The 13107-nt window shown below is 40.7% G+C and carries 11 protein-coding genes; 2 read left to right on the plus strand and 9 right to left on the minus strand.

Annotated elements, in window-relative coordinates; genetic code table 11:
* Positions 1–4: 4 nt before the first annotated feature.
* Positions 5–1204, minus strand: coding sequence for a tRNA 2-thiouridine(34) synthase MnmA (gene mnmA / locus HCN54_RS11305; protein WP_167597874.1), 1200 nt, complete (start codon positions 1202–1204; stop codon positions 5–7).
* A gap of 190 nt (positions 1205–1394) precedes the next feature.
* Here mnmA and HCN54_RS11310 point away from each other — a divergent pair, with 190 nt between their 5' ends.
* Positions 1395–2360 carry a fasciclin domain-containing protein gene (locus HCN54_RS11310; RefSeq protein ID WP_167597875.1) on the plus strand — a complete coding sequence of 322 codons (966 nt, stop codon included), beginning with the start codon at positions 1395–1397 and terminating at the stop codon, positions 2358–2360.
* An 80-nt stretch (positions 2361–2440) separates the two neighbouring features.
* Here the strand turns inward: HCN54_RS11310 and yidC are convergent, their stop codons facing one another.
* From yidC to HCN54_RS11335, 5 genes are all read right to left on the minus strand, one after another.
* Positions 2441–4306: a membrane protein insertase YidC gene (yidC, locus tag HCN54_RS11315; RefSeq protein WP_167597876.1), complete on the minus strand. Its 1866-nt coding sequence runs from the start codon at positions 4304–4306 to the stop codon at positions 2441–2443.
* Between the two features lie 101 nt (positions 4307–4407).
* A complete protein-coding gene (locus tag HCN54_RS11320) occupies positions 4408–6048 on the minus strand; it encodes a CTP synthase (RefSeq protein WP_072983701.1) in 1641 nt (546 codons plus the stop codon).
* 108 nt (positions 6049–6156) lie between these two features.
* Positions 6157–6399: a DUF3820 family protein gene (locus HCN54_RS11325; RefSeq protein WP_240924869.1), complete on the minus strand. Its 243-nt coding sequence runs from the start codon at positions 6397–6399 to the stop codon at positions 6157–6159.
* Positions 6400–6401: 2 nt separating this feature from the next.
* Entirely contained in the window at positions 6402–6968 is a 567-nt protein-coding gene (locus tag HCN54_RS11330) for a pentapeptide repeat-containing protein (protein WP_167597878.1), read from the minus strand.
* Positions 6969–6970: 2 nt separating this feature from the next.
* Positions 6971–8281 carry an MATE family efflux transporter gene (locus tag HCN54_RS11335; protein ID WP_167598896.1) on the minus strand — a complete coding sequence of 437 codons (1311 nt, stop codon included), beginning with the start codon at positions 8279–8281 and terminating at the stop codon, positions 6971–6973.
* 206 nt (positions 8282–8487) lie between these two features.
* Here HCN54_RS11335 and HCN54_RS11340 point away from each other — a divergent pair, with 206 nt between their 5' ends.
* Entirely contained in the window at positions 8488–9072 is a 585-nt protein-coding gene (locus HCN54_RS11340; protein ID WP_167598897.1) for a hypothetical protein, read from the plus strand.
* On the opposite strand, the gene HCN54_RS11345 is transcribed toward HCN54_RS11340, so the two are convergent.
* The 3 genes from HCN54_RS11345 to HCN54_RS11355 form a co-directional block, all read right to left on the minus strand.
* Positions 9069–10598: a GH3 auxin-responsive promoter family protein gene (locus tag HCN54_RS11345; protein ID WP_167597879.1), complete on the minus strand. Its 1530-nt coding sequence runs from the start codon at positions 10596–10598 to the stop codon at positions 9069–9071. The genes HCN54_RS11340 and HCN54_RS11345 overlap by 4 nt on opposite strands.
* An 85-nt stretch (positions 10599–10683) precedes the next feature.
* Complete coding sequence (locus tag HCN54_RS11350; protein WP_167598898.1) at positions 10684–12075, minus strand: M20/M25/M40 family metallo-hydrolase; 1392 nt, start codon at positions 12073–12075, stop codon at positions 10684–10686.
* A 165-nt stretch (positions 12076–12240) separates the two neighbouring features.
* Positions 12241–13107: a PPK2 family polyphosphate kinase gene (locus HCN54_RS11355; RefSeq protein ID WP_167597880.1), complete on the minus strand. Its 867-nt coding sequence runs from the start codon at positions 13105–13107 to the stop codon at positions 12241–12243.

Below are 13107 nucleotides of genomic sequence, written 5' to 3' on the forward strand. Positions count from 1 at the left end.
AGCTTTATGAGATTACACCGCTGCCTAAACATTCTGCGCCATCGTACCAAGCAACAAATTGCCCTTCGCTAATCGCAGCTTGCGGATTTTCAAACGAAACAAACAGACCGTTTTCCACTTTGTGCAACCACGCATTTTCTAGCGGCTGGCGGTAACGTATACGTGCTTTTGTCGCTCTAACTTCACCTTCTGCTAGCTTGAGGTCTTCTCTAATATAATGCACTTCACTTTCCTGTACAAAAAGTGCCTTGCGCAATAATCCCGGATGCTCTTTACCTTGCCCGGTATAAATGATATTTTCCTCAACATCAGTATCAATAACAAAAAGTGGCTCAGGAGTCCCGCCTACTGCGAGTCCCTTGCGCTGTCCTTTTGTAAAGTAATGTGCGCCTTGATGCTTTCCAACGATTTTTCCATCGGTTAAGCTGTATTTTGGCTTTTTAGCTAAAATGGTAACATCTTCTACAGCCACATCTGCAGCACTACTTTCGTATAAATCTTCAATTTTTTCCTGGGCGCGTGCTGCTGAAATTTCAACGATCACACCTTCTTTAGGCTTCAATTGCTGCTGAAGAAAATCTGGCAAACGCACTTTTCCTATAAAACATAAGCCTTGAGAGTCTTTCTTCTCTGCAGTGACCAAATCTTGTTCCTTTGCTATCTTACGCACTTCGCTCTTTTGCAAATGCCCAATAGGAAATAAAGTTTTAGACAACTGCTCTTGAGATAACTGGCATAAAAAATAGGACTGATCTTTGTTAGCATCGGCGCCGGCAAGCAATTGATAAACCGATTTGCCATCAACCTCTGTCTCACCACGCTGACAATAATGTCCTGTAGCAACAAAGTCTGCGCCCAATTCTAAAGCGATTTTCATAAAAACATCAAACTTGATCTCCCGATTGCACAGCACATCAGGATTAGGGGTGCGGCCCATCTCATATTCCCGAAACATATAGTCTACAATACGCTCTTTATACTGCTCGCTTAAATCCACCGTTTGAAAAGGAATACCTAGTTTTTCGGCGACTAACATTGCATCGTTGCTGTCATCAAGCCATGGACATTCATCTGAAATAGTCACCGAATCATCATGCCAATTCTTCATAAAAAGGCCAATAACATTATATCCGGCTTCCTTTAGCAAATAGGCAGAAACACTACTATCTACTCCACCACTAAGACCTACAACTACGGTTTTCATACTGTTTAATTTGAATGCTAAGTCGAATTCTATGGTGCAAAATTACGAAAGTTTAAAAGAGTTTTCCTGCTTGGCCACATCGAAGCTCATATATAAAAATATAAGTTTTTGTTTAATCTTTTTAACTATCTATTAAACATTATGAGTGTGAACAACTTCTATTTTTACCAAAAATCAAAAATCAAATCCTATGAAAAAGTTAACAACAAAAATCCAATTAATCCTGTTTACCGCACTACTAGCGGGGTTTACATCGTGTAGCGATGACGATGATGCCGGGATGATCACTGAAGAATCTGAAACTATTGCAGATTTTGTCGCAAGTGAAGAAGATTATTCTTCTTTAGCAGAAGCACTAGACCGCACCGGTCTTACTGCTACGCTTGATGCAGAAGGAGCTTATACAGTGTTTGCTCCGAATAACGCTGCATTTGAAGCGTATTTGGGCGGAACTGCCGTTGCAGATGTTCCGGTAGAAGATTTGACGCAAATCTTATTGAATCACGTTTTAGCAGTAGAAGCACGTGCGAGCAGTTTGGCGACCGGGTATGTAAATAACTTGGCTACCTATGCAGATACAGATGCAAATCTAAGCATGTATATCAATGTAGACAGCGATGTTGTTACCATTAATGGAGGTTCTGAACTTGAGGGTGGTGCTAATGTAACCGCAACAGACTTTGAATTCTCTAATGGAATTGTGCATACTGTAGACGCCGTGATCGCATTGCCTACCGTTGCTACTTTTGCAGTGGCTGATCCTACTTTTACACAATTAGAAACAGCACTAACAGCAGATGCGTCTTTCTCTTTTGTAAATACGCTTACTTCTGCAGGAACCTTTACCGTTTTCGCTCCAACTAACGATGCTTTTGCAGATCTATTAGCAGAGCTTGAAATTTCAGGCTTTGGTGATCTAGATACGAGCGTACTTGCCGCAGCGCTTTCATTACACGTGGTGAACGGAGCTAATGTAAGAGCTGAAGATCTTACTACAGGAACAGTAACTACTTTAGGTGGTGCTATAGAAGTAGATGCTTCTAATGCTACGCTTACAGATGCTAACGGAAGAGTGAGTACTATCGTAGTAACTGATGTACAAGCTTCTAACGGAGTGGTCCACGCTATTGATACCGTTTTGCTTCCGGGCTTATAAGCCATTGAAAAAAAAATTGCAACAAAAAACCCTTCAAGAATTCTTGAAGGGTTTTTCTATTTAAGTTGGGACAAAAAAGATTACTTATTGCGTTGCTGTTTTTCAGCTTGCTCCATCATCTCAGAGAACTTCTGAGAGAATTTACTTTTCTTTTTCGGCTTTGCCTTAGCTGTAGCGATCTTCGCGTGAATTTTATCTTCATCTAAAATAAAATTCTTGATCACAAGCATAATTCCGATGGTGATCAGGTTTGAAATAAAATAGTACAAACTCAATCCACTCGCATAGTTGTTGAAGAAAAACAACATCATAATTGGCGACAGATACATCAAGAATTTCATATTAGGCATTCCCGGTTGCTGCGCTTGCTGCATACTTTGACCGGTGGTCATTGTCATATAAATAAAGATCGCAATAGACGCTAAAATCGGGAATAAGCTCACGTGATCTCCGTAAAACGGAATATGGAACGGTAAGTCTGCAATTTTATCATAGCTAGATAAATCATCTGCCCAAAGGAAGCTCTTATGTCTTAATGCAAATGCCGAAGGGAAAAAGGTAAACAACGCATAAAACACAGGAATCTGAAGCAATCCGGGAATACACCCACTCAATGGGCTGGCACCGGCTTTACTATACAGCTTCATCGTTTCTTGCTGCTTTTTCATCGGGTTATCTGCATACTTCTCATTAATCTCATTGATCTCCGGTCTTAACACCTTCATCTTCCCTTGAGACAAGTACTGCTTATACTGTACCGGAGAAAGTAATAATTTGATGGAGATCGTCAATAAAATAATAGCGATTCCTGCAGGGAAATACGCGATCAAGAAATTAAAGAACGGAATGATCAAGTATTTATTGATCACACCAAAAATACCCCAACCTAGCGGCATTGCTTCATCAATATCACGATCGTAGTTGTTTAAGATCTGGTAATCGGTAGGACCATAATAAAAGTCCATCGCATAATTAAGCTCACCATTTACCGGCTTCAGTTGCATATTTGCAGCATACTGCTTGGTATATACGGTATCCACTTCTTCATCTTCAACCAGGTTTTTAGAAGAAAAACGCACTTCGTCAAAAGGCTGATCGGTTAATAAAATAGAACTGAAGAAATGCTGTCTGAAGTTAAACCAGTCTACATTGGTCTCGATCGCATCATCGTCACCGGTCTGGCTTAATTTATCGTGATCGCCTTCCTCATATTCATAGGTTAGGCGTGTGTAACGGTTTTCATAGGTAATACTTTTAGCGTGACGATAGCCCTTCAATTGCCAATCTAAATTGATAGGCTGCGAGGTATTAACCACATTTTGTAAACCAACAGTTTTTATACCGAAGCCCATCATATAATCGTCTGGCTTCAATGTATAACGGTATTCTAAATATTCTGAATCAGAAACTTTGAGCTTCATAGAAAGTACTTGATTCTCTCCTTCTTTCGATAACGAAGGTTCAAAGTACAGGTTCTCACTATTCAACGTGCGGTTGTCAGTGGTACTGAAAGTCAAATTAAATCTGCTGTTTCCATCTTTAATGAGATAAACAGGAACCGAATCATAACTTTTAAAATTCTTCAAACGCGCTTCGGTAATAAAACCACCTTTATTGCTCACTTTAAGCGCTAGCACATCATTCTCCAGTTCGGTAACATCGTCTGTCGCTGAAGGTAAAGTTGCTGAGTACGCAAAACTCCCTAAAGTAGCTTTGTAGCGCTCCAAGGCCAAAGAATCATTTTGCGGCGTGGTGCTTTCAACCACAGCATCGGTTTGTGATGCTTTTGCTGCAGCTGCTTCCTGAGCTTCCACTTGCTCTTCTTGTGCTTTCTGCGCAGCGAGCTCTTCTTCAGAAGGCTGGTTTTGCCAAAGCATAAATAATAAAATAGCTCCTATTAAAAGGAACCCAATCATTGACTGTTTGTCAAATTTCTTTTCTTCCATAATCATCGAGGCTTACGCCTAATTGTATTCGTGTGTAATTTAGTTTACGGGAAACCCGGCTAAAATGCTTGAGTGGCTAGAAGCAATAACAATCCCATAGATTAGTTATGTGCCACATTGTCGGAACTTTTTGATTGACTGTATTTTACTGCAGCCTGAACATACGCCACAAAAAGCGGATGTGGATTCGCCACAGTACTCTTATATTCAGGATGGTATTGTACGCCCACAAACCAAGGATGATCTTCCATCTCAATGATCTCTACCAAGCCCGTTTTTGGGTTGGTCCCGGTGATTTTAAGTCCGGCTTTTTCAAGCGTTTCTCTATAAGAATCGTTGAATTCGTAACGGTGACGGTGACGCTCGGTGATCATTTCTGCATCATAAACATCAGCAACAATACTACCAGCAGCCAGTTTGCAATCCCAAGCACCTAAACGCATCGTTCCGCCCATATGCTTTAGGTCTTTTTGATCTTCCATCAGCGAAATTACAGGAGCCGAAGTGTCTTTTTGCATTTCGGTAGAATTGGCATCTTTTAATCCTGCGACGTTGCGCGAGAATTCAATAACTGCCATTTGCATTCCTAAGCAAATTCCTAAAAACGGAATTTTATGTTCACGGGCATATTGCACCGCTTTGATCTTTCCTTCGATACCACGCTCACCAAAACCAGGAGCAACGAGCAAACCGTCGAGTTTAGAAATTTTATTCTGAATCACATCCTGCGAAATAAATTCAGAATGAATAGGCTCTACGCGTACTTTCACTTCGTTTTCAGCACCGGCGTGAATGAACGCCTCAAGAATTGATTTATAAGAATCCTGAAGCTCAACGTATTTACCAATAAGACCAATAGTTACTTCTGCCTTTGGGTTTTTATGTCTGCGTAAGAATTCATTCCAGCGGATAAGTTCCGGCTCATTCTCCTGAGATAAGCTAAGCTTCTGAAGCGTGATGGTATCAAGCCCTTCTTCTAACATCAAGTTAGGCACATCATAAATCGTTGATGCATCAATAGACTGAATCACCGCCTCTTTGCGCACATTACAAAACAAAGCCAATTTCTCACGAAGATCATCGCTCAATTCGTGCTCAGTACGACAAACCAGAATATCAGCTTTGATTCCACTTTCCATCAAGGTTTTTACCGAGTGTTGCGTAGGTTTAGTTTTTAATTCACCCGCAGCTGATAGGTAAGGAACTAGCGTTAAATGAATAACCAAAGCATTCTCATCACCTAATTCCCATTTTAACTGACGTACCGATTCGATATACGGTAACGACTCAATATCCCCAACGGTCCCGCCAATTTCAGTGATCACAATATCATAATCTCCGGTATTCCCAAGATGTTTGATACGCTCTTTAATTTCATTGGTAATATGCGGCACCACCTGAACGGTTTTACCTAAAAATTCACCACGGCGCTCTTTTTCAATAACGCTTTGATAAATACGACCGGTGGTCACGTTATTTGCCTGCGAAGTATTTACATTTAAAAAGCGCTCGTAATGCCCTAAATCTAAGTCGGTTTCTGCACCATCATCGGTAACATAGCATTCTCCGTGCTCATAAGGGTTAAGTGTTCCCGGGTCAACATTAATGTATGGGTCTAATTTTTGAATAGTCACGCTATAGCCTCTAGCCTGAAGTAATTTAGCCAATGAAGCTGCGATTATACCTTTACCTAATGAAGAAGAAACCCCGCCCGTGACGAAGATGTACTTTGTATCTGCCATCTGTATCCTGATTATTTTTTAAGCTCTTTTTAACATGAAGAGCGCGTCTACGGGATGCAAAGATAGCGATTTATTGACGAACCTTTTAAGCGGATTTTAGGATAATTTTTAAGGTTTTCTTTTAGGCTGAGGCGCTGGGTATTGTCGTTTGATTTTAAAAATAAGCTCTTCTAATCCATTGATTTTAATCTCGTGCATTTGCTGCATCATAAAACCCAGTTTCCCTTCAGGAAAGCCATTTTGCTTAAACCAAGTGAAATAATACTCGGGAATTTCTACCAAATACCGGTCTTGGTATTTACCAAACGGCATTTTATAATAGGCAAGTTCGATAAGGCTTTCCGGGTTCAAGATCAAACAATTTTAATGTGGTAACTACTGAGTAATCCTGCTAAACCTTCTTTGCTGAAGATCGCCCCGCGTATTTTATTTTCATCAGGATTGAGTTCATAATGTACCGCGGAAGAAAAATCGGTTTTTTCCAGATTGGTTTGGTCAAATGTAGCTCCTGCAAGATTGCATTCGTCAAGAAATACCCCCGAAAGATTGGCTTCAGTAAAATCAGCTTCTTTTAGTTGACATTGGCTGAACTGAGACGAACTCAAATCAACTTGATAAAAACTACTAAAATCAAGCGTGCATTGCGCACAATAGATCTGAAATAAAAAAGTATTGCACGCTTCAAAGGCAATCCCCAGCATTTTACACGATGAAAATTCGCATTCCTGAAAGGCCGTCTGTACTAGTTTCGCAGCGCTCCAATCACAATTTTCAAACGCACAATTGGTAAATGTAAGCTTTGAAAGATTGGCTTTTGCAAAAACACAACTTTTGAATACGCAATCTTCAAAATCTGCTACAAGTGGATTATCGGCAAAATTGTGATTTTCAAAAATTTGGTCTGTGAGGAGTTCGTTCATAATTAGCCTGCTGTAGTTTTTCCTTCGGAAACTTGATGGATTAGTTTTCGGCTTAAATAAATAAAACGAATATACAACAACACCGCCGAAGCACTAAGCCCCGCAAGCAAACCATACCATATTCCCTGACTTGCCATCTGATCTTCCTGACCAAAATACCAAGCCACCGGAAAGCCAATTAACCAATAGGCGATAAAACAAATAAACGTGGGGATATTCACATCTTGCAGTCCGCGCAACGCGCCTAGAATCACCACCTGCAAACCATCACTCAATTGAAAAAGTGCCGCAACTATAAGCAACTGAGCCGCGAGAACGATCACCTCAACATTGTCTAAATAAAAAGTAGGCAGAATATCTTTGAGTAGAATAAACCCAACGGCAAAAACCGCTTCGATCAAAAATACCTGCAAAAACAGCGAGAATGCAATACGCCGCATATTTTCAAAATCGGCTTTCCCTTTTTGATTCCCGACTCTAATAGTTGCGGTAACCCCGAGTCCCACTGCGATCATAAACGTCATCGCCGCAAGGTTGAGTGCGATCTGATTTGCAGCCTGAGCATTAGTACCTAAAATTCCAGATAAGAAAATACAGGAAGTAAACAGTGATACTTCAAACAACATTTGCATTGCCGTTGGAAAGCCTAGATCAAAAAGCTTTTTGAAAATAGGAAGCTGAAACGCTTTGCGTCTTGTCCACACAAAATACGGTTGAAATTTCTTTTTTCGGCTTAAAATATAATACAGCATCCATAGCATAAAGAAGCGCGAGATCAAGGTTCCATAAGCGGCACCCACCAACTCCAAACGCGGGAAGATCCAGAAGCCGTAGATGAGGAGAAAGTTAAAAAGTACGTTAACCACATTTGAAACCAAAGTAGCGTACATCGCATAACGCGTGTTTGATAAGCCGTCTGCAAACTGTTTAAATGCCTGAAACACCATCAAAGGAATCAATGAAAACGCCACAATATCCATATATGGGATGGCGAGCTCAACAACCTCAACAGGCTGATCGAGATAGTACAAAATAGGTTTGGCCAGCAGCAATAAAACAAAAAGTAAAATACCATTTAAGGCACACATCACGATCCCATGATGAAAATAATTACGTCCGGTTTGTGTATCATTTGCTCCATCAGCTTCAGCAACTAAAGGCGTGATCGCAAATGAAAAACCTATACCTAGCGAGAGTGCAATAAATATAAGGCTGTTCCCCAAAGAAACAGCTGCCAGTTGGGCAGCACCCAAACGCCCAACCATAAGATTATCGGCTAAAGCGACAAGAATATGTCCCAGTTGCCCCAACATAACGGGGTAAGCGATCTTTAAATTTTGTCGAAATTCTTTAGTATAATTTGATAGCACGACGGTATTTTTTTAAGGACTGCAAAAGTAAGATTTAAGTTCAAGAACAGTTGTACCCAAAATGAACCTTATTCTAAATTTAACCGGGAATGCATTTTAAAAACTAATTAACAGCCCAAGGCTTGCGCTATAACTATCTTTACCATTCTATGCACAACGATCCCGAACTGACACATAAAGAAATACCGGATATTCTTGCCCAAGAAATTAAAGTGGCACTCTCGTATTACCCCGAACTTATAGAAACACCTATTGCGTTTCGGTTTAAGAAGGATATAAAAAAGTCTACGATGCAGGCGCAGCCAGCGTTCAGTTCTCTATTGAATCCGCGTGCAAAGCGGAAATATTTTGTGTTTATAAGTGAAAAAATTCAGATTGAAACCGAATCGTTCAAGATCACTGATATTCCTTCTGATGTTCTAATTGGATGGATTGGCCACGAACTGGGTCATATTATGGATTATAAAAACCGAAGCAGTCTGGGTCTGGTTTGGTTTGGCTTAAAATATTTGTATTTCCCTAAATTCATCAGAGAAGCAGAACGTGCGGCAGACACCTTTGCCGTCTCGCACGGTATGGGAAAGTATATTTTAGTCACTAAAGACTTTATCCTGAATCACGCACACATTTCAGCAAAATATAAAGCGCGTATCAAACGCCTCTACCTTTCTCCGGAAGAGATTATGCTATTAATCAATGAAAATAAAAATCTAGAAGAAGAACTCGAAGTTTAAGCGTGTTCTTTTACAAAGGCTTCCCATTCGGCGAATTTTTCTTCATTCATTACCTTTTCCATTTTTACTTGACCGCCTTTTTTCTTGTTGGCGCCACTCCATTCATAGAAAATTTCAGGACTTACCGTGTTTACAAAAACGCCTTTAAGCGCTTTGCTACGTGCGACACCGTAATTCTTATTAGCTTCCTGCAAACTTTTATCTAAAGCATCTGCCAGTTCTTCATTAGAAACTGAAGTTTCGGTTCCCAAATACCAATAATGGTAAAACTCATCATCGTCGGGATTGCGTTTTGCCGCGATAGTAAATTCCGGAATTTTAATATCAAATTGTTCCTCAAGTTCCTGCACCGCAGCTTCCATCTTATTTACTGAAAGTTGCGAACCTACCGTATTCAGGAAAAACTTGGTGCGCCCGGTTATTTTAATTTCTGCGCGTTCTTTGTTAGTAAAGGCAATGGTGTCCCCAATCAAATATCGCCAGGCTCCCGAAACTGTAGAAATAATTAAAATATAATCTTGATTTTCTTCTACATTTGCCAGACCCACCACAGGCGCATCTTGCACTATAGAACCGTCTTGATTGATATAATCCGGGTTCATAGGCACAAACTCAAAGTAAATACCGTTATCAGTTACCAATTTCATCGCATCGGTTTCAGGTCTTGCTTGAAAAGCAATAAAGCCTTCGGAAGCCAAATAGGTATCAATCACGGTGATGGGTTTCCCTAGAAGTGCATTGAAACTCTTTTCATAAGGCTGAAACGCCACACCACCTGAGGTGTACACTTGCAAGTTTGGCCAGATCTCGTGAATATTATTTAAATTATGATGCTCAATCACCTTCTCTAGCATCAGCTCAATCCAGCTTGGAATACCGCTTAGGGCTCCAATATCCCATTCTTCGGCTTTCTCGGCAATATGCTGCACACGCTCATCCCAATCATCGATTTTTGCAATATCTTCTCCGGGTTTGTAATAGCCTCTAAACCAAAATGGAATATTACTCGCGCTTATTCCACTAATTTCGCCTTCTTCGTGACCATCGCGTTCTTGTAGATTGGTAGAACTTCCCAGCATCATAATTTCCTTTTCAAAAAAATCGGGTTCCAGATCAAAATGCGCCAAGGCTCCTACCTGTTTGATCCCTGCCATACGTATAGCATCAACCATCTCATCAGTCACCGGGATGCGCTTACTGCTTTTTCCGGTGGTACCGCTGCTTAATGCAAAATAATGCGGTATTCCCGGCCAAGTAACATCACTTTCCCCATCGTGCAACTTAGACCACCATTCTTCATTTAAGCTGTTATAATCAAAAAACGGGACTTCCTCAGCAAAAGTCTTTGCCGGATTTTCTGACTCTAAAATAGCTTCAAAACCGTAGAAGCTTCCAAACTGTGTGTTCTTAGCTTTTTTAAGCAAGGATTTTAAAACTTCCTCCTGCTCATCTAACGGATTAGACTCCGGTATTACCTTATCTGAAATATCAATGATGCCTTTAATAAGCGAACCTAAAATTGCCATGATTTAGTTGTTAGTTTGGTTTGCTATAAAATTAAAAGACCTCGTGAAAACGAGGTCTTTACTTAGTAGAAGTTTAACAACAATCTTAGTCTTTAAGCGGCTTCTCATTAGTTATAGGAGGAATCACACCGTGGTTATCAAAAAGATAAACCAGACTGGTCATCGTCGCTGCACCCAATTCTAATTCTCGTTTGTTTACCGCATCAAAAGTATCGTTAGAAGCGTGATGATGATCAAAATAACGCTGCGAATCAGGACGTAATCCTGCCAGAACAGTTCCTTCTTCTTTAAGCGGACCAACATCTGCCCCGCTTCCGCCTAATTCAAAAAAGTGAATCAAATACGGTTTAAATAACGGAATCCAACTTTGAACCTGCTCAAAATTGGCCTTATCAGCATCAAATGAGAATCCGCGCGGTGTAAAACCGCCTGCATCACTTTCTAAAGCAAAAACGTGCTTCTCGCCTTCTTGCTTCGCCACTTTTGCATATTCAGTACCACCGCGTAACCCGTTTTCTTCATTCATAAAAAGAACGACGCGTATGCTGTGCTTCGGTTGGTAATTTGCAGCTTTCATCAAACGCAATACTTCCATACTTTGTACTACACCGGCACCATCATCGTGGCTTCCGTCACCTAGATCCCAAGAGTCTAAATGACCACCAACAACCATAAATTCATTAGGCTTTTCACTTCCGGTGATTTCACCAATCACATTAAACGAAGGCACATCTTCTTCATAATTTTTGCAATTCATTTTTAGATAAAATTGCGTGTTCTTGTCTTTTTTAAGCAGTTTACTCAACAGCGCCGCCCCATTGGTACTAATCGCTGCTGCCGGAATACGCTTATCGTTAGGCAAGTCGCCATAAGACATAGAACCGGTATGCGGAAGATCGTCCATTCTTAAATTCATGGAGCGTACAATAACTCCCACGGCACCGTACTTTGCCGCTTCTCGCGCTCCAGAATAACGCTGATCTACACAACCGCCGTAAGCAGAAAACGTCTGGATCAGATCGGCCTGCATAGGACGGTTATAAAAAACGATCTTACCTTTTAGTTGGGCTTCGCCAAATTTTGCCAAATCCTCTATCCCTTGAACTTCAACAACCTCAGCGGTGATGCCGTCAGCAGTCGTAGCGATGGAGCCTCCCAAAGCACAAACGGGCACATCGATACTACCATCTGGCCCTTTGATGTGTGCTTTTTCTGGTGCGCCTCGTTCCCATTTAGGGACCATTACCGGCTGTAACCATACTTTATCAAGTCCGATAGATTCAAGTTCTTTTTTTGCCCATTGCACGGCTTTTTCAGCGCCGGCACTTCCGCTTAGACGTGCTCCGATATCATTAGATAATTCGTCAAGCCACTCATAACTGTTGCCGTCTAAAAGCGATAAATCATAAAAATTGCGCAGTTGCAAAGAGTCTTTAGTTGTTTGTGCAGAAACCAAATGAAACCCTGCAAACAACATGACAAAGAGGAAAATTCTTTTCAAAATTATTTGTGTTTTTAGATGAGTCCTAAAAATAATATTCTCTCGCGGTATTTATGCGATTAAACAGAAAAATCGCCCCTTCCGTGACGATTTTTGAGAGTTCTATTAAATATGGAGTTGATATTTAAAAGTTCTCAGCCATTATTCTGATTCCAACTGTTTGCGGTAAGCGTCAATATTACTTTTTGTTTTCTCATCAAGTTCAGGCTCTTTAATGTCTTTATACGAGGAAAGCTTTTCTAAGAGAATATTGGCTAAGATCAGGCGTGCGGTAGGTTTGTCATCTGCCGGAATAACATACCAAGGTGCATGAAATTTAGACGTTTTGTTGATCGCATCTTCATAACACTGCTGGTATTCATCCCACAATGCGCGCTCTTTGAGGTCTCCCGCGGAAAACTTCCAGTTTTTGTTCGGTTTATTTAAGCGACGCAACAACCGATGCTTTTGCTCTTCTTTAGAGAGATGTAGAAAAAATTTAAAAATGATTGTTCCATTATCAGCGATATGCTTTTCAAAATTATTGATCTGCTCAAAACGCTTCTCCCAAAAAGCTTCATCAATATCTGAAACATCATTGATCCCGGGAATGTTTTCATTTAAAATATATTCCGGATGCACGCGCGTAACCAAAACATTCTCGTAATGCGTTCTATTAAAAACGCCCACCTTACCTCTGGCCGGTAATGCGATGTAATGACGCCACAAATAATCGTGACCCAATTCTAGAGAAGTCGGTGTTTTAAAACTATGCACGACCACCCCGCGAGCATTAAAATTTTTAAAAACCTCGCGAATCAAACTATCTTTTCCGGCTGTATCCATCCCTTGAATGCAGATCAGCGCAGCATATTTTCCGTGGGCGTACATCGCATTTTGAATAGCTGCAATCTTCTTACTTACCGCATCCAACTCCTGCTCGAGTTCTTTGGTTTTACCAAAATCCTCGTGGGTTTTACGATCGGCTAGTTTAATGGGTGCGGTGATTTGATAGTCTGAAGCTTTCAT

Origin of the sequence: Leeuwenhoekiella sp. ZYFB001 (assembly GCF_011784865.1) — a bacterium.
Lineage (GTDB): Bacteria > Bacteroidota > Bacteroidia > Flavobacteriales > Flavobacteriaceae > Leeuwenhoekiella > Leeuwenhoekiella palythoae.

Bases quoted from the DNA above. Each gene is read 5' to 3' on its own strand.
- mnmA (WP_167597874.1), bottom strand. From the start codon at position 1,204: ATGAAAACCGTAGTTGTAGGTCTTAGTGGTGGAGTAGATAGTAGTGTT.
- HCN54_RS11310 (WP_167597875.1), top strand. From the start codon at position 1,395: ATGAAAAAGTTAACAACAAAAATCCAATTAATCCTGTTTACCGCACTA.
- yidC (WP_167597876.1), bottom strand. From the start codon at position 4,306: ATGGAAGAAAAGAAATTTGACAAACAGTCAATGATTGGGTTCCTTTTA.
- HCN54_RS11320 (WP_072983701.1), bottom strand. From the start codon at position 6,048: ATGGCAGATACAAAGTACATCTTCGTCACGGGCGGGGTTTCTTCTTCA.
- HCN54_RS11330 (WP_167597878.1), bottom strand. From the start codon at position 6,968: ATGAACGAACTCCTCACAGACCAAATTTTTGAAAATCACAATTTTGCC.
- HCN54_RS11335 (WP_167598896.1), bottom strand. From the start codon at position 8,281: ATGTTGGGGCAACTGGGACATATTCTTGTCGCTTTAGCCGATAATCTT.
- HCN54_RS11340 (WP_167598897.1), top strand. From the start codon at position 8,488: ATGCACAACGATCCCGAACTGACACATAAAGAAATACCGGATATTCTT.
- HCN54_RS11345 (WP_167597879.1), bottom strand. From the start codon at position 10,598: ATGGCAATTTTAGGTTCGCTTATTAAAGGCATCATTGATATTTCAGAT.
- HCN54_RS11350 (WP_167598898.1), bottom strand. From the start codon at position 12,075: ATGTTGTTTGCAGGGTTTCATTTGGTTTCTGCACAAACAACTAAAGAC.
- HCN54_RS11355 (WP_167597880.1), bottom strand. From the start codon at position 13,107: ATGAAAGCTTCAGACTATCAAATCACCGCACCCATTAAACTAGCCGAT.